The 23,255-nt window shown below is 66.9% G+C and carries 24 protein-coding genes and 1 tRNA gene; 9 read left to right on the top strand and 16 right to left on the bottom strand.

Translation table 11 applies throughout. From position 1 onward, the window contains the following. Nucleotides 1-60: 60 nt before the first annotated feature. Nucleotides 61-1,485 (top strand): aldehyde dehydrogenase family protein, encoded by a 1,425-nt coding sequence (locus tag AC0QC4_RS04850; protein ID WP_483658572.1) that lies wholly within the window; start codon nucleotides 61-63, stop codon nucleotides 1,483-1,485. A gap of 1 nt (nucleotide 1,486) precedes the next feature. Then, nucleotides 1,487-2,458, top strand: coding sequence for a YeeE/YedE thiosulfate transporter family protein (locus AC0QC4_RS04845; RefSeq protein WP_483658571.1), 972 nt, complete (start codon nucleotides 1,487-1,489; stop codon nucleotides 2,456-2,458). A 262-nt stretch (nucleotides 2,459-2,720) separates the two neighbouring features. Here the strand turns inward: AC0QC4_RS04845 and metW are convergent, their stop codons facing one another. Beyond that, a complete protein-coding gene (gene metW, locus AC0QC4_RS04840; RefSeq protein WP_483658570.1) occupies nucleotides 2,721-3,311 on the bottom strand; it encodes a methionine biosynthesis protein MetW in 591 nt (196 codons plus the stop codon). After that, on the bottom strand, nucleotides 3,308-4,423 hold the full coding sequence (gene metX, locus AC0QC4_RS04835) for a homoserine O-acetyltransferase MetX (protein ID WP_483658569.1): 1,116 nt from the start codon (nucleotides 4,421-4,423) through the stop codon (nucleotides 3,308-3,310). Before metX ends, metW begins: the two co-directional genes overlap by 4 nt. Before the next feature lie 106 nt (nucleotides 4,424-4,529). On the opposite strand from metX, the gene hisC reads away from it, so the two are divergent. After that, on the top strand, nucleotides 4,530-5,633 hold the full coding sequence (gene hisC, locus AC0QC4_RS04830; protein WP_483658568.1) for a histidinol-phosphate transaminase: 1,104 nt from the start codon (nucleotides 4,530-4,532) through the stop codon (nucleotides 5,631-5,633). Beyond that, entirely contained in the window at nucleotides 5,630-6,535 is a 906-nt protein-coding gene (locus AC0QC4_RS04825) for a prephenate/arogenate dehydrogenase family protein (RefSeq protein ID WP_483658567.1), read from the top strand. Before hisC ends, AC0QC4_RS04825 begins: the two co-directional genes overlap by 4 nt. A gap of 37 nt (nucleotides 6,536-6,572) precedes the next feature. Here AC0QC4_RS04825 and AC0QC4_RS04820 read toward each other — a convergent pair whose 3' ends face one another. The 4 genes from AC0QC4_RS04820 to ftsE are packed head-to-tail and all read right to left on the bottom strand — an operon-like array spanning nucleotide 6,573 to nucleotide 9,468. Beyond that, nucleotides 6,573-7,265 carry a lysophospholipid acyltransferase family protein gene (locus tag AC0QC4_RS04820; RefSeq protein ID WP_483658566.1) on the bottom strand — a complete coding sequence of 231 codons (693 nt, stop codon included), beginning with the start codon at nucleotides 7,263-7,265 and terminating at the stop codon, nucleotides 6,573-6,575. 3 nt (nucleotides 7,266-7,268) lie between these two features. Beyond that, the gene (locus AC0QC4_RS04815) at nucleotides 7,269-7,799 is read right to left on the bottom strand and encodes a YdcF family protein (protein ID WP_483658565.1); all 531 of its coding nucleotides are present in this window, start codon (nucleotides 7,797-7,799) and stop codon (nucleotides 7,269-7,271) included. Beyond that, on the bottom strand, nucleotides 7,796-8,698 hold the full coding sequence (locus AC0QC4_RS04810; protein WP_483658564.1) for a cell division protein FtsX: 903 nt from the start codon (nucleotides 8,696-8,698) through the stop codon (nucleotides 7,796-7,798). Before AC0QC4_RS04810 ends, AC0QC4_RS04815 begins: the two co-directional genes overlap by 4 nt. After that, complete coding sequence (gene ftsE / locus AC0QC4_RS04805; RefSeq protein WP_483658658.1) at nucleotides 8,695-9,468, bottom strand: cell division ATP-binding protein FtsE; 774 nt, start codon at nucleotides 9,466-9,468, stop codon at nucleotides 8,695-8,697. Before ftsE ends, AC0QC4_RS04810 begins: the two co-directional genes overlap by 4 nt. A 119-nt stretch (nucleotides 9,469-9,587) precedes the next feature. Between ftsE and AC0QC4_RS04800 the strand changes: the two genes are divergently transcribed. Together AC0QC4_RS04800 and AC0QC4_RS04795 are read left to right on the top strand one after the other, a co-directional pair. Further along, the gene (locus tag AC0QC4_RS04800) at nucleotides 9,588-10,466 is read left to right on the top strand and encodes an MJ0042-type zinc finger domain-containing protein (protein ID WP_483658563.1); all 879 of its coding nucleotides are present in this window, start codon (nucleotides 9,588-9,590) and stop codon (nucleotides 10,464-10,466) included. 113 nt (nucleotides 10,467-10,579) lie between these two features. Next, nucleotides 10,580-10,666: transfer RNA gene (locus AC0QC4_RS04795), tRNA-Leu, on the top strand. Nucleotides 10,667-10,693: 27 nt separating this feature from the next. On the opposite strand, the gene AC0QC4_RS04790 is transcribed toward AC0QC4_RS04795, so the two are convergent. The 9 genes from AC0QC4_RS04790 to AC0QC4_RS04750 all read right to left on the bottom strand — a co-directional run bounded on the left by AC0QC4_RS04790 (nucleotide 10,694) and on the right by AC0QC4_RS04750 (nucleotide 21,137). Further along, on the bottom strand, nucleotides 10,694-13,381 hold the full coding sequence (locus AC0QC4_RS04790) for an MSCRAMM family protein (protein WP_483658562.1): 2,688 nt from the start codon (nucleotides 13,379-13,381) through the stop codon (nucleotides 10,694-10,696). A gap of 74 nt (nucleotides 13,382-13,455) precedes the next feature. Continuing rightward, entirely contained in the window at nucleotides 13,456-14,292 is an 837-nt protein-coding gene (locus AC0QC4_RS04785) for a fimbrial biogenesis chaperone (protein WP_483658561.1), read from the bottom strand. 264 nt (nucleotides 14,293-14,556) lie between these two features. Next, a complete protein-coding gene (locus AC0QC4_RS04780) occupies nucleotides 14,557-15,063 on the bottom strand; it encodes a DUF4402 domain-containing protein (RefSeq protein WP_483658560.1) in 507 nt (168 codons plus the stop codon). Between the two features lie 157 nt (nucleotides 15,064-15,220). Further along, entirely contained in the window at nucleotides 15,221-16,165 is a 945-nt protein-coding gene (locus AC0QC4_RS04775; protein ID WP_483658559.1) for a ParB/RepB/Spo0J family partition protein, read from the bottom strand. Between the two features lie 2 nt (nucleotides 16,166-16,167). After that, nucleotides 16,168-16,950 carry a ParA family protein gene (locus AC0QC4_RS04770; RefSeq protein WP_483658558.1) on the bottom strand — a complete coding sequence of 261 codons (783 nt, stop codon included), beginning with the start codon at nucleotides 16,948-16,950 and terminating at the stop codon, nucleotides 16,168-16,170. A gap of 27 nt (nucleotides 16,951-16,977) precedes the next feature. After that, the gene (gene rsmG, locus AC0QC4_RS04765; RefSeq protein WP_483658557.1) at nucleotides 16,978-17,616 is read right to left on the bottom strand and encodes a 16S rRNA (guanine(527)-N(7))-methyltransferase RsmG; all 639 of its coding nucleotides are present in this window, start codon (nucleotides 17,614-17,616) and stop codon (nucleotides 16,978-16,980) included. After that, nucleotides 17,613-19,478 (bottom strand): tRNA uridine-5-carboxymethylaminomethyl(34) synthesis enzyme MnmG, encoded by a 1,866-nt coding sequence (gene mnmG / locus AC0QC4_RS04760; protein ID WP_483658556.1) that lies wholly within the window; start codon nucleotides 19,476-19,478, stop codon nucleotides 17,613-17,615. The genes rsmG and mnmG overlap by 4 nt, the downstream gene beginning before the upstream one ends. A 67-nt stretch (nucleotides 19,479-19,545) precedes the next feature. Next, nucleotides 19,546-20,856 carry a tRNA uridine-5-carboxymethylaminomethyl(34) synthesis GTPase MnmE gene (gene mnmE / locus AC0QC4_RS04755; RefSeq protein WP_483658657.1) on the bottom strand — a complete coding sequence of 437 codons (1,311 nt, stop codon included), beginning with the start codon at nucleotides 20,854-20,856 and terminating at the stop codon, nucleotides 19,546-19,548. Between the two features lie 8 nt (nucleotides 20,857-20,864). Continuing rightward, a complete protein-coding gene (locus tag AC0QC4_RS04750) occupies nucleotides 20,865-21,137 on the bottom strand; it encodes a DUF6489 family protein (protein ID WP_483658555.1) in 273 nt (90 codons plus the stop codon). A 50-nt stretch (nucleotides 21,138-21,187) separates the two neighbouring features. Between AC0QC4_RS04750 and AC0QC4_RS04745 the strand changes: the two genes are divergently transcribed. From AC0QC4_RS04745 to AC0QC4_RS04735, 3 genes are read left to right on the top strand one after another with little or no spacing between them, the layout of a single operon-like run. After that, nucleotides 21,188-21,682, top strand: coding sequence for a methylated-DNA--[protein]-cysteine S-methyltransferase (locus tag AC0QC4_RS04745; protein ID WP_483658554.1), 495 nt, complete (start codon nucleotides 21,188-21,190; stop codon nucleotides 21,680-21,682). Next, the gene (locus AC0QC4_RS04740) at nucleotides 21,679-22,371 is read left to right on the top strand and encodes a dienelactone hydrolase family protein (protein ID WP_483658553.1); all 693 of its coding nucleotides are present in this window, start codon (nucleotides 21,679-21,681) and stop codon (nucleotides 22,369-22,371) included. The genes AC0QC4_RS04745 and AC0QC4_RS04740 overlap by 4 nt, the downstream gene beginning before the upstream one ends. Next, entirely contained in the window at nucleotides 22,368-22,769 is a 402-nt protein-coding gene (locus AC0QC4_RS04735) for a nuclear transport factor 2 family protein (RefSeq protein WP_483658552.1), read from the top strand. Before AC0QC4_RS04740 ends, AC0QC4_RS04735 begins: the two co-directional genes overlap by 4 nt. A 2-nt stretch (nucleotides 22,770-22,771) precedes the next feature. On the opposite strand, the gene AC0QC4_RS04730 is transcribed toward AC0QC4_RS04735, so the two are convergent. Then, nucleotides 22,772-23,236, bottom strand: a complete 465-nt coding sequence (locus AC0QC4_RS04730) for a hypothetical protein (protein ID WP_483658551.1) — start codon at nucleotides 23,234-23,236, stop codon at nucleotides 22,772-22,774. Nucleotides 23,237-23,255 lie beyond the last annotated feature (19 nt).

The following is a 23,255-nucleotide window of genomic DNA, read 5'->3' as shown; positions in this document are numbered from 1 at the left end:
GCCGCAACGCATCGCGTCACACCCTGCCGCGAACGGATTCGAACCGGAAGGGAGAGTGTCATGCGCGAACATCTGCAGCATTATATCGATGGCCAGTGGGTCGATAGTGAGGGTGGCACCCGGCACGAAGTGATCAGCCCGTCGACCGAAGAGCCCTGCTCGGCGATCACGCTGGGCACCAAGGCCGACGTCGACAAGGCTGTCGCCGCTGCCCGCCGTGCGTTCGACAGCTTTTCCCAGACCACGCGCGAAGAGCGACTGGCGCTGCTCGAGCGGATCGTCGAGGAGTATAAGAAGCGCGCCGGCGATCTTGGGCGGGTGATGGCCGAGGAAATGGGCGCGCCGGTCAGCTTTGCCAGCACCGCACAGGTCGGTGCCGGCATCGGCGGCTTTCTGGGCACCATCGCAGCGCTCAAGGATTTCGAGTTCAGCGAGCGGCAGGGTGCCAACCTGATCGTCTATGAACCCATCGGCGTGGTCGGGATGATTACCCCCTGGAACTGGCCGTTGAACCAGATCGCCCTGAAGGTCGCGCCGTCGATCGCCGCCGGCAACACCATGGTGCTCAAGCCATCCGAGGAATGCCCGGGCAATGCGGCGATCTTTGCCGAGATCCTGGACGCAGCAGGCGTGCCGCCGGGCGTGTTCAATCTGGTGCAGGGCGACGGCCCCGGCGTCGGTGCCGCGATCTCCGCGCACCCCGACATCGACATGGTCAGCTTCACCGGTTCGACCCGGGCCGGCATTTTGGTCGCCAAGGCGGCGGCCGACACGGTCAAGCGCGTGCATCAGGAGCTGGGCGGCAAATCGCCCAACCTGGTGCTGCCTGATGCCGATCTTGCCGCCGTGCTGCCACCGACCGCATCGGGCGTGCTGGTCAACACCGGCCAGAGCTGCATCGCACCGACCCGTATCCTGGTACAGAAGGACCGCGAGGCCGAGGCTGTCGGCATCGTCAAGGGCATGTTCGACGCAACACAGGTCGGCGATCCGCTGAGCGAGGGCATGCACATCGGCCCGGTGGTCAACAAGGCCCAGTTCGACAAGATCCAGGCGCTGATCCAGTCGGCGATCGATGAGGGCGCCAAGCTGGAAACCGGCGGCACCGGCCTGCCCGCCAACGTCAACCGTGGCTATTACATCAAGCCGACGGTGTTCTCCGGGGTCACGCCCGACATGCGCATCGCGCAGGAGGAAGTGTTCGGTCCGGTCGCGACGATCATGACCTATGACGAGCTGGAGGAAGGCATCCGCATTGCCAATGACACCGCCTATGGCTTGTCGGCTGTGATCTCGGGCGATCCCGCCAAGGCCGCCGATGTCGCACCGCGGCTGCGTGCCGGCATGGTTGCGGTCAACAATTGGGGGCCGGCGCCCGGCGCGCCGTTCGGCGGCTACAAGCAGTCCGGCAACGGCCGCGAAGGTGGCCTCTATGGCCTCAAGGACTTCATGGAAGTGAAGGCTATCAGCGGCATCCCCGCCTGACATGTCCGGCGATAGCGTGGCGATCGGCAGCCTTGCGCTGACGATCGCCCTGCTGTTTCTGGCAGGCTACATCACCCAGCGAACCAGCGTCTGCGCGGTTGCCGCCGCACAGGAAATCGTGCGCGCGCGACGGCTGAACCGGCTGCTCGGCTTCCTGTTCAGCGCTGCGGTGGCGACGAGCGTGATGGCGATCGACGAGCTGTCCGGGAACCGCGTGTTCGTCAATTTCCCCGGCCATGCCGCGACGTTGATCACCGCCGCGGGCGCGATCGTGTTCGCCGCCGGCGCCATGATCAACGGGCGGTGCGCCATGGGGACATTGGCCGACCTTGCGGCCGGCGATCTGGCGCGGCTCGGCACCTTGAGCGGGCTGCTGATCGGCTTGTTCGGCGGCATGGCCGTGTTCAAGGCGTGGCTGGGCACGAGCATGATCAGCGGGCCGGTGCCATCGCCCTATGTCGGGCTCGATCCGCTGGCGACCCTTGGTCTGGCGGCGCTGACAGGCTGCGGGCTGTGGCTGCTGCTGCGTCGCGGGCTGCGCCAGGCACCAGCCGCCCAATTCTGGTCTCCCGCGCTCAGCATGGCGCTGACCGGGCTGGCCAGCGGACTGTTGTTCGCGCTCGACCGCAACTGGCCCTACACCGCGCTGCTCGCCGATCTCGCGCGCGGCATGACCGGAGACATCGCCGAACGGCTGGCCCTGACGATGGTGGTGCTTGCCGGATCGGTCATCGCCGCCTGGCGCGGCCGCCTGTTTTCGCTGCGTCATGGGTCAGCCGTGCGCTGGCTGCGGGCTGGAGCGGGCGGCCTGCTGATGGGTGCGGGCGCCAGCCTGGTGCCGGGCGGCAATGAAGCGATGCTCTACACCGGTCTGCCGCTGCTGCTGCCCAATCTGTCGGTCGCCTACGCCATCACCATGGCGTCATTGATCCTGTTCGCTTGGATCACCAACCGCGCGCCCACGGAAGACTAGGTCGTAAACTCATAAAATGCGCGTTCGAGGTTCGAGGCCATTTTGTTCAGGGCAAGGAGGCAAGGCGAAGGAATATGTCGATATTTCAAGCTTTGCCGACGCAGCCATGGACAAAATGGGTCGAACCCCTGCGGGGCGGTGAAATGGCTTCGATCTCGGCTCCACGCGGCCTTGCAGGTGGAACCACCACCCGCGGCGGCCACCTGAACCCGACATCTTCGCCATTTCACCGCCTCGAACGTGCATTTTATTAGTTTACGACCTAACCGCAGCTGACCAGAAACACCGCATGTTCGGCGCGGAAATTGGCGGCGGCAGCGCTGGTCAGCCGATCGCCGTTGAGGAACCAGGCCTGATCGATGGCGATACCACGTTCGCGCAGCAGCTCGCGGAAATCGTCGATGGTGACATGGTGGATGTTGGGGGTTTCGTACCAGGCGATCGGCAGCAGGCGGGTCACCGGCATGCGCCCGCCCCACAGCAGGCTGAGGCGCACCCGCCAATGCGCGAAATTGGGGAAGGAAACGAACGCCTGCCGGCCGATGCGCAGCAACTGTTCCACAACCAGGTCCGGGCGCATGGTGGTCTGCAGCGTCTGACTGAGGATGGCATAATCGAAGGAGGCAGCGGGGTAGTCGACCAGATCGGTGTTGCAGTCCCCCTGCACCACGCTGAGCCCGCGGCCGACCGCTGCAGCAACATTGGCCGGATCGAGCTCCAGCCCGCGCGCATCGCAGCCCTTGTCACGCAGCGCGGCCATCAGCTCGCCATCACCGCAGCCAATGTCGAGCGCGCGCGAACCGGGCGCGACATGCCGGGCGATGATCGCCAGATCGGGACGCAGCGCGCTCACTGCCCTTTCCCCACAAAACCGGCGACCACCCTGTCGAGCGCCGGAACGTCGAGCAGGAAGGCATCATGGCCGAACGGGCTGTCGAGCTCGACAAAGCTGGTCGGCGCCCCCACCGCATTGAGCGCGTGCACGATCGCCCGCGATTCCGCGGTCGGATAGAGCCAGTCGGAATTGAAACTGACGAGGCAGAACCGCGTCCGCGCCGAGCCGGCAAAGGCATCGGACAAGCGCCCGCCATGCGGCTCTGCGAGGTCGAAATAGTCCATCGCCCGGGTGATGTAGAGATAGCTGTTGGCATCGAACCGGTCGGTAAAGGCCAGCCCCTGATGCCGCAGATAGGATTCGACCTGGAAATCGGCATCGAAGCCGAACGTCTTGGCGTCACGGTCCTGCAGGCGCCGCCCGAACTTCTCGGTCAGCCCTTCTTCCGACAGGTAGGTGATGTGCGCGGCCATGCGGGCGACGGCGAGACCCTTGGCGGGGGGCGCCAGCGCTGCATCATAGTCTCCGCCATTCCAGTTTGGATCGGCCATGATCGCCTGTCGCCCGACCTCGTGGAACGCGATATTCTGCGCCGAATGCCGGGCCGCCGAGGCAATGACCAGCACCCGGTCGACACGATGCGCATGATGTGCGCCCCATACCAGTGCCTGCATCCCGCCCATCGAGCCGCCGACCACGGCGTGCAGCCGCTCGATACCCAGCGCATCGAGCAGTGCGACCTGCGCGCGTACCATGTCCGGGATGGTGATGACGGGAAAGGCCATGCCCCAGGGCTTGCCGGTCTCAGGATCGATGCTGGCGGGGCCGGTGGTGCCCATGCAGCTGCCAAGCACGTTGGCGCAGACCACGAAGAAGCGGTCGGTGTCGATTGGCTTGCCGGGGCCCACCATCCGTTCCCACCACCCTGGCTTGCCGGTCAGTGGATGGCGCCCCGCTACATATTGGTCACCTGTCAGGGCGTGACAGACGAGCACGGCATTGCCGCGATCCTCGGCAAGCGAGCCATAGGTCTGGTAGCCGATTTCCACGTTGGCAAGCGCGGTGCCGTTATCCAGCGGCAGCGGCCGGGCGAGGGGCAGAAAGCGGTGGGTGACGGCAGTGGGCGACATGGAAGGCGCGAGGTGCGCCAGAAGGCTAGTGCCTGTCAACGCATCCTGTGCCATCCGCGCTGGCTGATTGCTGGACAGCGGCGATGCAGGCGCTAAACGCCGCGGCATGACCAATCCCACCGTTCCGCAGCCCAAACCCTGGGTGATGGGCATTGCGCCCTATGTTCCCGGCCGTGCCACCGGCGATGACGGGCGGCCGCTTGCCAAACTGTCTGCCAACGAAAATCCGATGGGGCAGAGCCCTAAGGCACGCGAAGCTTTCATCGCGCATGCCGACATGCGGCGCTACCCCGATCCGGGTGCCACTGCGCTGCGTGAAGCACTGGCGGCACAGCATGGGCTCGATCCCGCGCGCATCCTCTACGGCACTGGTTCGGACGAGCTGCTGCACCTCGCCGCCGGCGCCTTTGCAGGCCAAGGCGACGAGGTGATCTACGTGCGCTACGGCTTTGCGGTGTACGACATTGCCGCCCGGCGGGTCGGCGCGACGCCGATCGTTGCACCGGACCGCGACTATGGCACCGATGTCGATGCCATACTGGCGCTGGTCACACCGCGGACCCGCATCGTCTATCTCGCCAACCCCAACAATCCGACCAGCACGCTGGTGTCGCGAGAGGAAATCGCACGGCTGCATGCAGGATTGCCCGCCGATGTGCTGTTTGTGCTCGATCAGGCTTATGCCGAGTATCTGGAACCCGACCAGGACGATGGCGGGCTTGCACTGGCGGAGCGTGCGGACAATGTGTTCGTCACCCGCACATTCTCCAAAATCTATGGACTGGCGGCGGAACGAATCGGGTGGGGTTATGGCGCGGCACCGTTGATCGACGCCATGCATCGCATCCGCGCACCGTTCAACGTCACCAGCGCCGGACAGTTCGCTGCCATCGCGGCACTGGAGGATCAGGCGTTCGTCGAGGCCAGCCGGGCGCATAATGCCCGGTGGCGGCAGTGGCTGACCGACGAGATATCGGCGCTGGGCAACCACGGCCTGCGCGTCATCCCGTCCGCCTGCAATTTCATTCTGGTCGAGTTCAATGGCGTGCTGAGCGCCGGCGAGGTCTACAAGCGGCTGATGGACGAAGGCTATATCGTGCGCTGGCTGCCGGGACAGGGGCTGCCGCACGCACTGCGAATCACCATCGGCACCGAGGAGGAGACACGCGGCGTAGCGGCGGCGATGCGGCGGATCGTGGCGGGCGAATGAGCGGGCCTTCTCCATCGTCACGCATATCGATCATCGGACTGGGGTTGATCGGATCGTCATTGGCGCGGGCGCTGGCGGGCGCGGCGGTCACCGGGCACGATGCTGACGAGACCGTCCGCAAGCGGGCGCGCGAGCTAGGATTTTGCAGCGAAATCAAGGAGTCGCTGGGCGAGGCCGTGGCCGCAGCGGATCTGGTGATCCTGGCGGTACCGGTCGGCGCCACGGCAGCCGTCGCGGAAGCGATGGCGCCGCACCTGAAACCGGGCGCGATCGTCTCCGATGTCGGGTCGTCCAAGGCCAGTGTGCTCGCCGATCTGGCGACGGCGCTGCCCGGCCACGCCATCGTGCCGGCACATCCGGTGGCTGGGACGGAAAACAGCGGTCCTGACGCAGGCTTTGCCAGCCTGTTCAAGGGGCGCTGGTGCATCCTGACCCCGGCCGAAGGCACCGATCCCTCGGCCATCGCCGCGGTGCGCGCGCTGTGGGAAGCGGTGGGCGCGAATGTCGAGACGATGGACGCGCGGCACCATGATCTGGTGTTGGCGGTGACCAGCCACCTGCCGCACCTCATCGCCTACACCATCGTCGGCACCGCATCCGACCTCGAAGATGTGACGCAGGGTGAGGTCATCAAATATTCGGCCGGCGGTTTCCGCGACTTCACCCGAATCGCCGCGTCCGACCCGGTGATGTGGCGCGACGTGTTCCTGTCCAACCGCGAGGCAGTGCTGGAGATGCTGCAGCGTTTCTCCGAGGATCTGACGCAGTTGCAGCGTGCCATCCGCTGGGGTGACGGCGATGCGCTGGAAGCGCTGTTCACCCGCACCCGCGCCATCCGCCGATCGATCGTCGAACAGGGTCAGGACGATGCCGCCCCCGATTTCGGGCGACGGCACGACTGAGCGGCGCCACTGGCGAGGACGGCGCCGCAACGGCTCCTCAGCTGTTGAGGCTGTTTATCGCCGCGTGGATGCGCGCTTCGGCCTCCTCGCGCGGCAGGCCGGGCGGGATTTCCGGTTCGACCCGATAGGTGATGATGCCGGGCAGGCGGATCCAGCCATGCTTGAGCCGGCCGGAATCGACCGCGACCGGCACCACCGGCAACCCTATGATCTTGTAAAGACCAGCAAATCCTGCGCGGAGCGGTGGCCGCTGACCATGCGGCACGCGGGTGCCCTCCGGCAGCAGCACCACCGGACGGCCATCGGCAATGGCTGCAAGCGCGGCCTTGCGCATGGTCCGCAAGGCGCTTGCCCCGGCCGAACGCTCGATCGGGATCAGGCCATATTTGAGCGCCAGCCGGCCCCACACGGGAATCGAGAATAGCTCGCGCTTGGCGAACACCACCGGGCGATGCAGCAGCATCGGCATGTCGATGGTCTCGAACATCGCTTCATGCTTGAAGACGAAGAAAGTCGGCCCCTGCGGCAGCTGACCCTGCATTTCGACCCGCTGGCCGAGCAATACCCGCGCGCACCAGCGTTGCCACCGGCCCCATTGGGCGACCGTGGCTTCGAAACTGGGCGTGCTGTGGAGGGCCGCCACCCCGGCGGCGATGGCGATCAGGGCCGAGCCGCAATAAAAGAGCGGCGTCCACAGCAATGTGCGCAAGGCGGCGACAAACAGGCGCATCGATCAGATCCCGAACACAGCACCGAGCCGCCGCAGCAGCAGCTTGTGATACTCGATCCACAGCGTGCGAAAGCTGGGGCGTGACGGCACGGCATCGCTGATCACGACAATGTCATCGGGCAGCGCCCGTTCCACCTCGAATCGCGCGCGGCGCATGTGCCAATCGGTGGTGACCAACCGCACCGAGCGATAACCGCGCCGCGCGACCCAGTTGGCGACTTCCTCTCCATTCGAGCGGGTGTCGACCGCCTGCCGGCCGAGCGCCACGCAGCAATCGAACAGCGCCTGCGGCCGTCGGTAGGTTTCAGCGAGCTCGGCCGAGCGGACATCCCGGTCGACACCGGAGATCAGCAGCCGCTTGGCCTGGCCATCTTCGAGCAGGTCGAGCGCGCGGTCGATGCGGTTGGGGCCGCCGGTAAACACGACGATGCCGTCCGTCCGCCAGTCACCGAGCGGCTGGGGCAGCAGCATGGCGAACCAGACAAAGCCGAGCAGCCAGACCAGTGCGAGCGCGGAGACGATGCGGCGGATCATGGCTGATCCCGCAATTCCCGGGCCAGCGCCATCCGCGCCGCGGCGATGGCAACCAGCACGACCAGACAAGGCACCAGCAGGCTGGCGGCGAGCAGCAGCGGCGGGCGGCCCGCCATGCCGGCGACCAGCGTCGCGCCGAGCCAGCCGAACCAGGCCCCGAGCAGCAGGGCGATGCCGCTGCCGATGGCCGCGCCGATCAACGCCTGTCGCACGATGACCCGCTGGAACAGCCGGGCAATCTGCGCGTCGGTCGCGCCGATCAGGTGGAACAGCTCGATGGTCGGGCGCTGCGCGGCGAGCGCCGCGCGCGCCGACATGGCGGCGATGCCGGCGGCGGCCAGCAGCAGCGAGAGGGCGAGCAGAAGCGCCATCCAGCCCAGCGAGGCGAGGATGCTGACCAGCGGCCCCAGCCAGTCGCGATGGACGATGACACGCGCGCGCGGCGTTGTCTGGCTGGCGAGCGTGCGCGCGCTTGCCAGCGTAGCGGCATCGACAGCGGCGACAAGGTCGACATCGACGATGGCCGGCAACGGCAATTCAGCGCGATCGACGCCGCTGCCGAGCCAATCCCGCGCCATGCCGAGCAGTTCGCTGTCAGGGACAATGGTCACGCTGCGCACGAATGGCGCTGCGGCAAAGGCCTGCTGCAGCCGTTCCACCGCCTGACGCCGTGCCGCCGGGTCTGCTTCCACCAGCTGGATCGACAGGCGACCGCCGATTTCGCCTCGCATCGCAGCGGCAGCCGGCCCCGCCCACAGGGCGAGGGCGGCGGCAAGCATGGCCACCGCGGTCATCAGTGCGATCATCCAGCGCATCGGCCGGGTCCAGCCGCCGATTGGCGCCAGCCGCAGCTCGCCTGCGGTGACCGAAGGCAAGGGTTCGGACGACGGACCGGTCATGGCCGTTCCCGCGCCGGCGGATAGCGCAGCGCGCCGGTCGGATCGGCAAGGCGGCCCTGGGACAGCCGCATCATCTGCGCCTGCGACACCCGGTTCATCAGATGCAGATCGTGAGTGGCGACCACCACCGTGGTGCCCATCCGGTTCAGCCCTTCGAACAGATGCAGCAGCCGCACTGCCATCTCCGGATCGACGTTGCCGGTCGGTTCGTCCGCGACCAGCAATTCCGGGCGCGCGATGACCGCGCGGGCGATGGCCACCCGCTGCTGTTCCCCGCCCGAAAGGGTGGCCGGCAAAGCCCCGGCCCGCTGGGTCAGTTCCACCCAGTCGAGCATTTCATGCACCGGATACCTGAGGTCGCGTTCCGCGACCCCGGCGATGCGCAGCGGCAACGCCACATTGTCGAACGCCGACAGATGCGGAACCAGGCGGAAATCCTGGAAAACCGTACCGATTCGCCGCCGGAAACCCGGCAACCGGTCGCGCGGCAGCGCGGTCATGTCGGTGCCGAAGAAGCGGATGTGCCCGCGCGTCGGCCGCAGCGCCAGATAGAGCAGCTTGAGCAGGCTGGTCTTGCCCGCGCCCGACGGGCCGGTCAGGAAATAAAAGCCGCCCGGTACCAGCGAAAAACCGATGTCGGAGAGGGTTTCGGCATCGCGGCCATAGCGCAGGCCGACATTGTCGAACTGGACCACCGGCGCCCCGCCCGGCAATGCGCCGCGCACGGTGTCGCCATCGGCGGCGCGCGACTGGTCCTGTCGTTCGAGCATCGGCATTGCAGCCACCCTGTTGCACGCTGTCGGGCGCACGACAAGCGTTCCGCCAACGACGACTCGATGCAGGCACGGCTTGCCACGCCGCGGCTGCCGGTGCATGACCCGCATCAGCCATGATTTTGCAATGCCCTGCCTGCAAGACCCGTTATGTCGTGCCAGACAATGCCATCGGCGCGACCGGGCGGTCGGTGCGCTGTGCATCCTGCGGCCACAAATGGTTCCAGCCACCGGCCCCGCTCGCCGATGACGCCATGGCCCGCCCGGCGCCGGCGACGCCGATGGAGCAGGCCGCAGCCCCTGCCGCCCCCCCGCCGGTTGCTCCCCGGCCCGAAGCACCGCCGGTAGCCGCGCCCGCACCGTCAGCGACGGAGCCGACCGCCGCTGCGCCTCCGCCAGTGACCGAAGCCGAAGCCAAGGTCGAACCCGCGCCGGCGCCGCCGCCACGCGTCGCCGCCCCGCAACCGGCCGCCAGCGAGCCCCCGGCGTCAAGCTGGGCCGACCGCGACATCGATCAACTGCCTCCGCCGCCGCTCGCGGTCGGTCGCTACGGCGACCGGCCACGCCGCAACCCCGCCCGCCTGTGGACCATGGCTGCCGTGGCGTTCGCCCTATTGGTCTCGGGCTCGGCAGGCGCGGTCGCCTATTTCGGCTTGCCCGCGTGGGCCGAAGACGCTTTCGCCTTCGCCCTGCCGGCGGAGCCAGACTTGGTGATCGAGCTGCCGGTCGCGGACCAGGTGCATCGCACCACCGAGAACGGCACCATCTATTTCCACGCCAACGGCTACATCATCAACCCGAGCGACGAGGTTCAGCGGGTGCCGCCGATCAAGGCGGAATTGCGCGATGCCAATGGCGATATCGTCTATGAATATATCATCCCAGCCCCGGTCGCATCGCTGCCCCCGGGTCAGCGCGCGCGATTCAGCGAAGGCCGGGCCGACATCCCGCGCCGCGCGGTACTGCTGACGGCGAGCTGGGCCGACCCGCGCTGAACCGGCGGGCCATGCAAGCGCAGAACAGCGCTTGCAGCGGCCGAGGGCCTTTGCTAAGCGCGCACGCCTGCCCGCATCCGCTCCGGCTGATGCGGCATTTTTCTTCTGGTCTCGCGGTCGTGGCGGAATTGGTAGACGCGCAACGTTGAGGTCGTTGTGGGCGAAAGCCCGTGGAAGTTCGAGTCTTCTCGACCGCACCAGAAGAACAGGCCGCTGCGGCGGCGGGGCTAGAGGCCACTGTCTTGCCCGGCGCTGCGTGGTGGCCCCCGGGCAAGTTCCGAACGGGCTTCGACGCCGAGCGTCCCGAGGCGCGCACGCGGATGCTGCCGATCCAGCACCACTGTTCCGAGATCCGCCGCCAGATTGGCCGCCTGCGCCGCGAGCGCACTGATGCGCAGTCGGTATTGGCCGTAAGGGACTGATTCAAATAGGAAAAACCCGTCGAAGTCGGTGCGCGTGGTGGCGCGGACGCGGCCGGCGCTGTCGACCAGTTCGAGATCCACGCCTTCGATGCCATTGCCGCCGCGACGCGTTAGCACGCCCTCGGCTTCGCCTGCAGCGACCAAAGGAAGCAGCACAGGGGTGGCGACACCGGGGCGCGGGGTGACCACCACGCCGGGCAGCGCCGGGCGTACCAGCGGGCTGGGCAGCGAGCTTTCGTCGATGCCGATCATAACCGGGCGGAACGGCGCCAGCGCATCGACGATCGCTCGGCCATCGGTGCCGGTCGGCACATCCGACACGGCATTGCCGGCGGTGAGGACGACATTGTCGGCCAGCTCCTCGCCGGCCTGGCGGTGGCCATCGCCATTGTCGTCGTAGAAAACGGTTGCGAGTGCCTGACCCTGGGTGGCGAGCCGCTCGCGCGAGAAGCGGATGCCTCCACCGCGCGGATCCGGGCCGAAGCCGAAGGACAGGCTGACGCTGGCCGCAACCGACCCGTCGGTGGCGACCTCGGCGAGGCCGGTCAGCGCCAGCCGGTCGAAGCGGCGGATATAGCCGAGACCGGCGCGAGCGCGGCGGGCGCTGCGCTCATAGCCCAGCTCGACCCGCCAATCGGCGCGTTCGGATTGCGTCCATTCGCCAATTACCGTCACCCGATCCTCACCGCCGCGGCCGGAGAGCGACATCCGCGCCTCGCCCCGCACGCGCAATCGGCCGAAGCGGGCGTTGGCGAGCAGGGTTGCGACGATATCGCGATCCTTGGATCGGCCCATGCCCTGCAGCCAGTCGAGCTGGCCGGTGAGCGAGATGTTGCGCCAGTTGGCCGAGACGCGGGCGCCGGTTTCAAGCCGGTCGAAGCCATCGACGCGGGTGCGATAGCGGGTTTCGATGTGCAGCGGCAGCACGGCGCCGGCGATGCGCGGACTGAGATCGATCGACAGGCTGTGCAGCCCGCTGATTCCCTGCGTCACGCGGTCCGAGCGGAAGCCGCCGCGGGCCAGCGTCGAATCGAGGGTGAAGAAATTCTCGCCGAATTGTCCGGCCCACAGCAGGCGCGCGGCGTGCCCGCCGCCATTCTGCCAGCTGCCGGTCAGCTCGGCGATGGTGTTGCCGAGGGTGTGGCGCAGGGCGCCTTCGAAAATCATGTAGCGCTGGTCCTCGATGAGCAGGCTGGTTGCCCAGGCGCCGACCGAGAAGCGCCGGTTGAGGCCCCGCTCAAGCCCGATCGTGCCGCGCCAGCCGCGGCGGAACGGCCGGTTATCGTCCCCGATGCGCAGCAGATCGCGCCCTTCCTGCACTATCCCGGCCCAGTAATAGGTTTTCTGCGGGGGAATGGCATCCATCCCCACCGGGATATTGTGGACTTCGCGCCGCACCTGGCCTTGCGGGCCGTAGAGCACGATCTCGAAGCGGTTCAGGCCATATTGCAGGCGCACGTCGACGAATTCGTAGCGACCGTCGGCGGTGGGGGTGGCAAAGGCCAGCAACTGGCCGTTGCGATAGAGTTCTGCGTCCCAGCCAGCGGGCAGATCGCCCCGGAATGTGGTGCGATCGAAGCTGTCGGGCAGGTCCAGCGGCCGGTTGGTGACGAGGGCACCACGTCCCGCCACCGGCAGCGCGGCAATCGGGCTAGACAGGCTGGAGACATCGCCCACGGCGACATGGGTCGCTGCCAGCGGCCCGAGCAGCCCGCCCGAGGGATCCGACCGGTAGGCACGCACCCTGAGGCTTTGCGGCACGCCATTATTGTCGGATGACAGGCGGGCGTCGAAGGAGGCGCCAAGCAGCTCGCCGCTGGCGAACAGCTCGTAGCGCACTTGCGTGTCGGTACGGCCCGTCGCCGCATCGCGAACGACCCCGGCCGAGGCGACCACATCGACCGACGGCGTCTGCCACATCGCATAGGGCCGGGTGGCCTGCGGCAGATCGGCAATGTTGAAGCGCACACCGGGGCGGATGGCCGCCGCGCGGGCACGCCGTTGCGCCGCCAGCTCGAACGGCATCGGCTGATCCGACTCGAGCCGCAGCACAGAGTTGGACAGATCGGCCGTCAGCGTGACGCCCAGCCATTGGCCGAGCAGCGCCGGATTGACGCACCAGCCTTCCGCCGTGTCGACAATCGCATCGGCGGCAAGCGGCTGGGTGCGGCTGGCGATGCTGACCCGGCCCGCGTCACGGTCGATTTCCAGCGTGCGGCGCTCGTCGAAGGCCCAGCCAGTTGCGCGGCGCAACTCGCCATCGATGCGGATCGGCAAATCGAGCGCGATCACCACGTCGCTGAGCGCGACGCAACTGCGGGTGCCATCCGAATAGCCGCGGATGCCCTCCCCGATGGTGAACTGGCGGGTGCGCAGCTCGAACAGCCATTGATCGTCCGCTGTCGGGCGCCACGAGGCGGCCGCCTGCTGCGCCGACGCCGCAAAGGGCAAGGCACCCCCCGGCGCGATGCCGAGGAGTGCCGATGCCGCCATGACGGCGGAGACAAGGCGAGCGGGCCAACGCATCGGGCGGACCGGCGCGGTGCCGGCCCCTCTCCCTTACCGCCTCAGCGCAGCTCGCCCCGCACTTCGGCGATGGTCGCGCCGCCGACGTCGCGATCCTCGATATAGCGGATCACGACCGGACCGCGCAGTGCTGCGGCGGTTTCCGCGCTGATCGGAATGGTGACCGTGCGCTGATCGCGCTCGACATAGATGGCGATGCCGCGCGCCTGCAGCAGCGGCTCCGCGGCTCCGGGCCGTTCGACGACGACCTCTCCGTACACGGAGCGATCGCCCTGCCGCGACAGATCGAACCGCAGCGCATGTTCGGTGTCGGTGCTTTCCAGCCGCGGGTTGGCGATCGCCGCAGTGGCGGAAAGGCTGCCCTGGCGGACGATGATCGGAATGGTCACGCCATAAATGGGGGTCAGCGAGATCGACACGCCGGTTGCGGGCGGCACTGCGGGATCGACCACGGCGGGCACCGGATCGCGCACGGCGCGGAACAGCATGTGCGCGCGATATTCGCCATCGGGCAGACCCTCTGGTGCACGCACGCCAAGGCGGATGGTCTGCGGCTGGTTGGGCGGCAGCGTCACCCGGCGCGGGCTGTAGAACAGCATGTCGAGCACGGCCTGTTCCTTCGGTGTCACCTGCTCCGGCGTCACGTCTTCGAGGCTGCCGTCCTCGCGCATCCGCTTGAGCTCGAGCGAGATACGGTAGGTCGCCGTTTCGGCACCGACATTGTTGAGCACGACTTCCGCGCCGCGCGGCCCATCGAGCACGATTCGGGTCGGCGCGACGAGCAGGTCGCCGGCTGCCTGAACCTGGCTAGGCAGCGCAAAAGAGCAGGCAAGAAGGATCAGCGTCGCAACGCGACGCACGCAGTGTGTAAGGCCCATGGGGTATCTCCTGCTGGTCCGCGCGGAGATCCCCGCAGGTGCCGGGCAAGCACCAGCGGCGCCCCGCGCCAGTTCGATACCCGGGAGCCTAGGGGCAACATGGTTGACGCTTCGCTAACCATGCCGGATTTTCGCGCACTCGCTGACCCGCAACCTATGGAACGGACGCAGCAAAAGGGGCGCCGATGCTGTGCACCGACACCCCTCTTGTTCCCGGGTGTTGCCACCCCGATGCTGCTGCCTGTCGGCAGCAGAACTCAGCGCTTACTGATAGTCGACCGTGACGTTGAACGTGCCGGTGTAGGCGCCATCGGCCTGGTTGGCGGCCAGGCTCAGCGTACCGCCGACCTGGAACGAGCCACCGATCGCCGAGTTGGTCAGCGTCAGGGTCGAAGCCGAGCGGGTCAGCGAGGCAGACATGGTGCCGCCGGTGCCGTTGGCCAGCGTGACGCTGTTGTCGCCGGTGATGGTGACGACGGCGTTGTTGGTGCCGGTGATGTCGAAATTGGCCGAGGTGACGGTGCCGGTGCAGGTCAGGCCGGCACCGCAGGTGCGGACCGCACCGGTCGAAACGGCGACGGTCGAGGCCGAGGTGCCAGCGACGATGGTGCCGAAGTCGAGGTCAGACGTGTTGGTGACGGTGATCTGCTTGAGAATGCGCGCCTTGGCGGTGGCCGAAGCGGTCACCGGTGCTGCCTGCGCCATGCCGGCCGACAGGCCGAGTGCAGCGATGACGGCGCCAGCAACGGCGCGGTTGATCAGCTTGGTCATGGAATTTGGTCCCTTTTACCCGAAATCTACGAAGGTCGCCCGGCAACCTCCGCCAGACAGTCTGGGCAAATAGCGATGACCCCGTTCAGGAATCGCTGCAGGACGTGGTAAATAGCTCGTTAGGAAAATTTATCGCTGTTTTACAACGGGTTATGTGTCAGAGCTGTTCGCCGGACAGGCGCTGGCACAGCATGTCGAGCTGCTCAAGGCTGGTGTAGTCGAGGCTGAGCGTACCCATCTGATCGGGCTGGTGGCTGATTCGCACCTTCAACCCGAGCAGATTCGACAGGTGATTTTCCAACGCCGCAATATCGGCGTCCGGCGTGGCTTTGGTGCTGCCCGGACGGGCCAGACCGCCGGGCTGGCGCTTGCTCGCGCGCACCATCGCCTCGACCTTGCGCACCGACAGGCCCTTGGCCGCGATCTTGCGGGCGAGCTGTTCGGCATCGTCCAGACCGATCAGCGCGCGGGCATGGCCCATGCCGAGCCGGCCATCGGCGATCATGTCCCGCACCGCTTCGGGCAGTTCGAGCAGCCGCAAGATATTGGCGATGTGGCTGCGCGACTTGCCGGTCATCTGGCCGATCGCGTCCTGGCTGTGCCCTAGCTGATCGCGCAGCCGGGCATAGGCCTCGGCCTCCTCGATCGCGGTCAGATCCTGCCGCTGGATATTCTCGATCAGCGCGATGGTGAAGGTTTCGGTCTCGTCGAGATCGCGGACGATGGCCGGAATCTGGTGCAGACCGGCGCGTTGCGAGGCGCGCCAGCGGCGCTCGCCTGCGACAAGCTGATAGCCCTGCCCATTGGGCGCGGGGCGCACGAGGATCGGCTGGACGACGCCGCGCGCGGCGATCGATTCGGCCAGTTCCTTCAGCGCATCCTCATCGAAGCGGCGACGCGGCTGCAAAGGGTGCGGATGGACGTCGGCAATCGCCAGCAGCGAAAAGCCGTCGCGCAGCGAGGCTGGATTATTGACCGGGACGTCGGTCTGGATGTCGCCCAGCAGGGCCGACAGCCCCCGCCCCAGTGCGGCCGGGCGCTTGCCCTTGCCGAGCGGAACGATGCGGACGACGTCTTCGCCCTCTTGCGCCTCGTCACTCATGATCATGCAGCCTGCCGTAGCGTCGGCAAGCGGACGATCACCTCTCGCGCAAGCTCGATATAGGCAACGGAACCCGAGCAGCGATGATCATAGACCAGCGCCGGCAAGCCATGGCTGGGCGCTTCCGACAGGCGGACATTGCGAGGGATGACGCTATCGAAGACGATACCGCCGAGACATTCGCGCACATCGGCCGAAACTTGATCGGTGAGCCGGTTGCGGCGATCGAACATGGTCAGCACCACGCCGAGAATGGCGAGGTCAGGGTTGAATCGTGCACGGATACGTTCGACCGTCTGCAACAGCTGACTCAGCCCTTCCAGCGCGAAAAACTCGCACTGCAGCGGCACGAGAATCGAGTGGGCCGCGGTCAAGGCATTGAGCGTGAGCAGGCCGAGCGACGGCGGACAATCGATCAGGCAGATGTCCCACCGCCCAGGCGTGGCCGCATCGAGCGCCTGCGACAGGCGGCGGGTGCGGTCGTCGACCGACACCAGCTCGATTTCAGCGCCGGACAGATCGACCGTAGCCGGGACAAGATCGAGCCGCGGAATGCGCGTAGGCATCACTGCTTCCGCGACGCTAGCCTCGGCGCCGAGCAGTTCGTAGCTGGAGAGTTTGCGCGCCTGGCTGGCGACCCCGAGCCCGGTCGAGGCATTGCCCTGCGGATCGAGATCGATCAGCAACACCCGCCAGCCAGTGGCAGCAAGCGCAGTGGCGAGGTTGATGGCGGTGGTGGTCTTGCCCACTCCGCCTTTCTGGTTGGCGATCGCGATGCGAATCATGCCGTTTTGCGCCTTGTGATGGACTGTTCAAGCGAAGGAACCGCTGCCTACAAGGATTCGCGCGTCGGAATCGGTGCGGCTAGGTTCCACGTGAAACAGTTTCTGCCATGCTTGCGGCAAGGTTGAAAGCTCATTTACCGCGTTTTTGCCCTTCGGCAGCAGCCAGACGGTCGATTTTTGCGACAAATGCGTCGCCGTCGCCAACAGGGCGCGCAAGGGCGCGAAGGCGCGTGCCGATATGACATCGTAGCGCCCGTCGCGATGGGCCTCGACCCGACGCTGGGCGACTGTAACGCGCGCTTCCAGGCCCAGCTTGGTGACGGCGCTGCGCAGGAAATCGCAGCGAAGGCGGCGCGACTCGACCAAGGTCACCTCCCATTGCGAGGCGAGGATGGCGATGACGAGTCCCGGCAGACCGGGCCCGCTGCCGAGGTCGACCCAGCGGCCGCCGTTCATCGGCGCGAGTGGGAGGAGTTGCGCGCTATCGGCGATGTGGCGGCACCACAGCGCTTCTCTGAGAGTCGACGCGGCGATGAGGTTCTGGCGGGCATTTTCCTCGGTGAGCAGCGCAGCGAAATCCTCCAGCCGCGCCATGGTTTCACGTGAAACACCCGGCAATGCGGCTATCCAGGCGCGTGCCTCGGATTCGCGGGTCAGCAGCGTCATGCGGCGCTGCGGCGGCTATGGACAAGGATCGCGGTCAGCGCGGCCGGCGTGATCCCGGCGATACGCCCGGCCTGTCCCAGCGTTTCGGGGCGGGCCGCATTGAGGCGTTCGATCATCTCGCTGGAAAGCCCCCCGATGCCGGCATAATCGAGGGCCGGGTCGAGCAGCACCCGTTCATTGGCGGCAAGCGCCCGCAGTTCGGCGTCGTGGCGCGCAATATAGGGCGCGTAACGGGCATCTTCGACCAACTCATCGATGATGGTCGGTGGTAGCGTGGACAATATGGCATCGCCGGCGATCAGCCGTTCGAGCGTGGCGCTGTCCGCGACCGTTGCCCAATGGCCGAGCGAACGGCGGACACCATCTGCGGGGAGTGGAAGACCCGCCGCACGCATGGCGGCCGTATCCAGATCGCGATCGATGGCGCTGCACCCGGTCTCGCGCTGTCTCCAGCGTTCGGCAACCGCTGCCTGCCGTTCCGCGCCCAGCGCGCCGACTGCATCGGCAATCGACGAAAGTCGGGTCTCGGCATTGTCGGCACGCAGGCGCAAACGGTGCTCGGCGCGCGCCGTCAACATGCGATAGGGCTCGGTGACCCCCTGCAACACCAGATCGTCGATCATCACGCCGATATAACTGTCCCAGCGCTCCAGAATCAGTGGGTCGCGGCCGGCAACACGCAGTGCAGCGTTGATGCCCGCGACCAGGCCCTGTGCTGCTGCTTCCTCATAGCCCGTCGTGCCATTGATCTGCCCGGCGCAATAGATGCCCGGCATGGCGCGCACCATCAGGCTGCGGTCGAGCGCGCGCGGATCGATATGGTCATATTCGACCGCATAGCCCGGCACCACCATCTCAACCGCGGCCAGGCCAGGCATTGTCCGCAGCAGTGCGAGCTGGACATCGGCCGGGAGCGAGGTGGAAATGCCGTTTGGATAGACCAGATGGGTGTCGAGACCCTCGGGCTCGAGGAAAATCTGGTGCGAGTCGCGGTCGGCGAAGCGGTGGATCTTGTCCTCGATCGACGGGCAATAGCGTGGACCGCGCGCACCGATCGCGCCGCTGAACAACGGCGAGCGGTGCAGGTTGGCGCGGATGAGATCGTGCGATTCGGCGGTGGTCCGGGTGATGAAACAGCTGATCTGCGGCAGCAATCGTGCAGGTGTCGCCGACGACATAGTCCAGCCGCCACCGTCGCTGGGCTGTTCGTCGAGCCCTGCCCAATCGATGCTGCGACCGTCGAGACGGGGTGGCGTACCGGTCTTGAGCCGCGCCATCGGCAGCGCAGCAGCGCGCAACTGTTGCGCCAGACGTGTGGCACCGGCCTCGTCGATGCGGCCACCCTCCACTATCTCCTCACCCCGGAACAGGCGACCACCAAGGAACGTGCCGGTCGCAAGGATGACGGCCGAAGCCCGCAGCAATCGGCCGTCCGCTAGCACTATGCCGGCGATGCCGCCGCCATCCTCGTGAAACGCCGCAGCCTCGCCGGCGATCACCTCCAGATTGGGTTGCGCACCGACGATGGCGCGCACCGCTGCGCCGAAGCGGGTCCGGTCGGCCTGGACTCGCGGCCCCTGCACTGCTGCTCCCTTGCTGGCGTTGAGCATGCGGTGATGGATCGCACCCGCATCGGCAGCGCGCGCGATCACACCATCGAACGCATCGACCTCGCGCACCAGATGGCCTTTGCCGAGCCCGCCGATCGCCGGATTGCAAGACATCGCACCGATCCTGGCGGGATCGAAGCTGACTAGCGCCACTTTGAGCCCGTCGCGCAAGCCGACACGGGCCGCAGCGCATGCCGCTTCGACCCCGGCGTGGCCGCCGCCAATGATGATGATGTCGTGGTGGGAGGACATGGCCGCGCCCATAGCGCATGTCGTGTCTAGACGAAACCGCCCCCGCGTTTCACGTGAAACGTGCGCGCTACTTGCCGATGCAGAACCGGCCGAACAGCGCGTCGAGCATCGCCTCGGTTCCGGCGCTGCCGGTTATGGCATCGATTGCAAGGCGGGCGGCGCGGAGTTGCTCGGCAAGAATCAGCGGGTCGGACGCAGGTTGCTCGATGGCCGCCGTCGCTTCTGCCAACGCTGCGCGATGGCGCCGGTTGATCGCAACCTCACCCTCTCCCGGTACAAAATTTTGTGCGGCGGCAACCAGCCAGCGGTGCAACGCGCCCAGCCCTTCCCCGGTCCGAGCGGACAAGGCGATGTCGGCGGCAGCGGCTTGCGCGATCCAGGCTGGCTCTGCAGCACCTATGTCCGCCTGTGCTGCAATACGGCAGACGCGCGGCCGGCGGGGGCAATCGGCAGGATCGCCGAGCCAAAGGACGATATCGGCGCTGACCAGCCAGTCCCGTGCGCGATCGATGCCGATCGCCTCGATTGCGTCACCGCGGCTGTCGTGCAGGCCGGCTGTATCGGCGAAGCGGAAGGGGATGCCATCAAGCGCCAGCGGCACCTCGATGACATCGCGAGTAGTGCCGGCGATGGGAGAGACAATCGCTGCTTCCCGCCGCGCCAATGCGTTAAGCAACGTCGACTTGCCGGCATTGGGCGGTCCGGCGATGGCGACGGTGACGCCGTCGCGCAGCCGCTCGGCATCGGGAAGCGCCAGCCAGTGCCGCCAGTCTGTCTCAAGCTTCTGAATTTCTTTGAATATTACGCGGAGGGCGGCGGCATCCGTGTCGACATCGTCCTCGTCGGAGAAATCGAGCAAGGCCTCCACCCGCGCTGACAGCAGCAACAGCCGGTTCTGCCAGCCGGCGACCTCGCGCGAGAGCGCGCCGCCCGCCAGCGCCAGCGCCGCCTTGCGCTGATTCTCGGTCTCCGACGACAGCAGATCGGCCAGGCCCTCGGCCTCGGTCAGGTCGATGCGGCCATTGAGCAGCGCGCGGCGGGTGAATTCGCCGGGCTCCGCAGGGCGCAGGCCCGGCAGGGTGGCCAGCGCCGCTTCAACGGCCCGCACCACCGCGCGCCCGCCATGCGCGTGAATTTCGGCCAGATCCTCACCGGTTGCGGTCGCAGGGCCGGGAAACCACAGGATCAGTGCCGAATCGAGCGGGTCGCCGCTGCGTGGATCGACGATTCGGCGCAGACTGGCCTGTCGCGGGGTGGGCAATGGGCCCGCCAGCGCCGACAGGGCGGCGCCGGCACCCGGCCCGCTGATCCGCAGCACGGCAATCGCTGCCGGCGGCGAGCCGCTCGACAGCGCATAGATGGTCGGACGATCGGTCAGCGTGTCGCTCAGCTCTTGCCGCCCCGCTTGGCCCCGCCGGTCAGGCCGCCGGTCAGCGTGTTGCCGAGCTGGCCGAACAGCTGCTGCGCGATGGCGATGCCCGCATCGCCCATGCTCGACCAGCTCTTGACGACATCGCCAACCATGTCGGGGGTAATCCCCTTGTCCATCAGTCCCTTCATCTTGTCGAGATAGATGTCGTGAAGCGGTGTGACATCGGGCAGGCCGAGGAAGTTGCGCGCCTCGACCGGCGTACAATCGACCGTAATCTTTATCTTCATGACATCCTCCCCGCTTGAGCCGGTGGCGCTGCTGCTGCTAGGCCTGTGCCATGACTTATGCACAGCATATGGCGACGCTGCAAACGCCGGTCGGCACGATCGTGATTGCGGGCACGCCCGATGCGGTGACATCGATCAGCTTCGCTGCCGGCCAAAGCGATGCCACATCCCCCACCGGGCCCGCCGACAGTGCGGTCATGCAGGCGGCCGCCCAGCTCAAGGCCTATTTCGACGGCAGCCTGCGCCACTTCGACGTGCCGCTGCTGCCGCTCGAAACCGAGCGGGGGGAAGCGCTGCGGGCGGCCATCGCCAGCATCCCCTATGGCGAGACCATGACCTATGGCGCCCTCGCGAAGGCGCATGACAGCGGTGCGCGCGCCGTCGGCGGTGCCTGCGCACGCAACCCCTACCCTATCATCATCCCCTGCCACCGGGTCACGTCCAGCGGCGGGGCCAAGGAAAACTACAGCGCGGGCGACGGTCCGGCCACCAAGGCCTGGCTGATCGCCCACGAAGCACGCCACAGCGGAAAGGCCCTGTTATGACAACCAATGCGACAGTCGGAGAGATGGGCGTCTATGTCGCGGTGCCCACGGATACGCCCCGCGCCGCGATCATCGTGGTGCCGGAGATTTTCGGCGTAAACCCCGGCATCGTCGAGAAGTGCGAGCAGCTGGCGCAGGCCGGCTATCTGGCGGTCGCGCCCGAGATCTTCTGGCGCTTTGCGCCCGGCGTCGAGCTCGATCCCGATGTCGAGGCCGAACTGCAGCAGGCCTTCGGCTATTTCCAGCGCTATGATCCCAATGACGGTGTCAACGACATAGAGGCGACGATCAAAGCCATCCGGGGCGGGGCGCTGGGCCAACCGGCGCAGCAAAAGGTCGGGCTCGTCGGCTACTGCCTTGGCGGCAAGCTCGCCTATATGGCGGCCGCGCGCACCGATGTGGATTGCTCGGTGGGCTATTATGCGGTCGGCGTCGACGCGATGCTGAACGAGAGCCACGCCATCGCCAAGCCGCTGATGCTGCATATCGCCGGCGAAGACGGCTTCGTGCCCAAGCAGGCGCAGGCCGCGATGCACGCCGGGCTCGACGATCACCCTAAGGTGACGCTGCACGATTATCCGGGGCTGGACCATGGCTTCGCCACCCAGCATGGCGCGCGCCGCGATGAAGCGGGTGCGACGCTGGCCGACCAGCGGACGGCAAAGTTTTTCGAGGAGAAGCTGGCATGAGCAACGCAGAAACAGGCCGGCAACGCTGGCACGCCTATTTCAGTGGCGGCAAGGACCCTGCGGCGCTGCGCGCGCTGCTCGCCGAGGATGCAGTGTTCCACTCGCCCGTGGTCCACACGCCGCAGGCCGGGCGGGATAAGGTATTCGCCTATCTCGACGCCGCCGGCCATGTGCTGGGGGGCGAACCCAGCTTCACCTATGTCCGCGAGATCGTCGACGGCGACAATCTGATGATGGAATTCACCGCGACCATCGACGGCATCTTCCTCAACGGCATCGATCTGATCCGCTTCGACGATGAGGGGTTGGTCAAGGATTTCAAGGTAATGGTGCGCCCGCTCAAGGCGGTGAACATGCTGTGGGAGAAAATGGGCGCGCAGCTGGCGAAGGCCGGCTGACCTCAGGCAGGCTCGGCGCGCGCCAGAAAATAGTCCCCGCTGCCCTGCGGTGGAACAGGCAGCCCGGCCAGAACGAGCGGTGCGGCAATCCAGGTCCATGCCGGCAGGGCCTCCTCGCTTGCCGCTGTCGCCAGCAACAGTGGCAGCAGCAGCACCGGTGCCGCTACCGCCATAATGCGCAGGACACGGCGCCGTTGTGCGAAGAATGGCGCGGTCGCGATGGGTTGCGATCGATAATCGCGAAACAGCGCGCTGGCATCCTCATATTGCGCGCGGGGTACAGCCAGGCGAAAGCCACCCAAGGCGAGCGCGTTGATCTCTACGCTGTGATGCCGCCAGCCGCCGATCTGGCAGAGAAGTCCTGCCGCTTCGAGCATTGCTGCCAGCGTCATCGCCTCGGAAGGCGAGATGACCCGGGCGATCTCGACCATCGCATCTGCTGAGAAGACTTCGCCGTTGTCGCTCACCGGTCAACAGTAAAGCAAG

It is taken from the genome of Sphingomonas sp. jy18 (genome assembly GCF_056931895.1).
This window is presented reverse-complemented; position numbering and strand designations above follow the sequence as displayed.

Coding starts and splice junctions, on each gene's coding strand:
- AC0QC4_RS04850 (WP_483658572.1), top strand. CDS start 61: ATGCGCGAACATCTGCAGCATTATATCGATGGCCAGTGGGTCGATAGT.
- AC0QC4_RS04845 (WP_483658571.1), top strand. CDS start 1,487: ATGTCCGGCGATAGCGTGGCGATCGGCAGCCTTGCGCTGACGATCGCC.
- metX (WP_483658569.1), bottom strand. CDS start 4,423: ATGTCGCCCACTGCCGTCACCCACCGCTTTCTGCCCCTCGCCCGGCCG.
- hisC (WP_483658568.1), top strand. CDS start 4,530: ATGACCAATCCCACCGTTCCGCAGCCCAAACCCTGGGTGATGGGCATT.
- AC0QC4_RS04825 (WP_483658567.1), top strand. CDS start 5,630: ATGAGCGGGCCTTCTCCATCGTCACGCATATCGATCATCGGACTGGGG.
- AC0QC4_RS04820 (WP_483658566.1), bottom strand. CDS start 7,265: ATGCGCCTGTTTGTCGCCGCCTTGCGCACATTGCTGTGGACGCCGCTC.
- AC0QC4_RS04815 (WP_483658565.1), bottom strand. CDS start 7,799: ATGATCCGCCGCATCGTCTCCGCGCTCGCACTGGTCTGGCTGCTCGGC.
- AC0QC4_RS04810 (WP_483658564.1), bottom strand. CDS start 8,698: ATGACCGGTCCGTCGTCCGAACCCTTGCCTTCGGTCACCGCAGGCGAG.
- ftsE (WP_483658658.1), bottom strand. CDS start 9,468: ATGCTCGAACGACAGGACCAGTCGCGCGCCGCCGATGGCGACACCGTG.
- AC0QC4_RS04800 (WP_483658563.1), top strand. CDS start 9,588: ATGATTTTGCAATGCCCTGCCTGCAAGACCCGTTATGTCGTGCCAGAC.
- AC0QC4_RS04790 (WP_483658562.1), bottom strand. CDS start 13,381: ATGGCGGCATCGGCACTCCTCGGCATCGCGCCGGGGGGTGCCTTGCCC.
- AC0QC4_RS04785 (WP_483658561.1), bottom strand. CDS start 14,292: ATGGGCCTTACACACTGCGTGCGTCGCGTTGCGACGCTGATCCTTCTT.
- AC0QC4_RS04780 (WP_483658560.1), bottom strand. CDS start 15,063: ATGACCAAGCTGATCAACCGCGCCGTTGCTGGCGCCGTCATCGCTGCA.
- AC0QC4_RS04775 (WP_483658559.1), bottom strand. CDS start 16,165: ATGAGTGACGAGGCGCAAGAGGGCGAAGACGTCGTCCGCATCGTTCCG.
- AC0QC4_RS04770 (WP_483658558.1), bottom strand. CDS start 16,950: ATGATTCGCATCGCGATCGCCAACCAGAAAGGCGGAGTGGGCAAGACC.
- rsmG (WP_483658557.1), bottom strand. CDS start 17,616: ATGACGCTGCTGACCCGCGAATCCGAGGCACGCGCCTGGATAGCCGCA.
- mnmG (WP_483658556.1), bottom strand. CDS start 19,478: ATGTCCTCCCACCACGACATCATCATCATTGGCGGCGGCCACGCCGGG.
- AC0QC4_RS04750 (WP_483658555.1), bottom strand. CDS start 21,137: ATGAAGATAAAGATTACGGTCGATTGTACGCCGGTCGAGGCGCGCAAC.
- AC0QC4_RS04745 (WP_483658554.1), top strand. CDS start 21,188: ATGACTTATGCACAGCATATGGCGACGCTGCAAACGCCGGTCGGCACG.
- AC0QC4_RS04740 (WP_483658553.1), top strand. CDS start 21,679: ATGACAACCAATGCGACAGTCGGAGAGATGGGCGTCTATGTCGCGGTG.
- AC0QC4_RS04735 (WP_483658552.1), top strand. CDS start 22,368: ATGAGCAACGCAGAAACAGGCCGGCAACGCTGGCACGCCTATTTCAGT.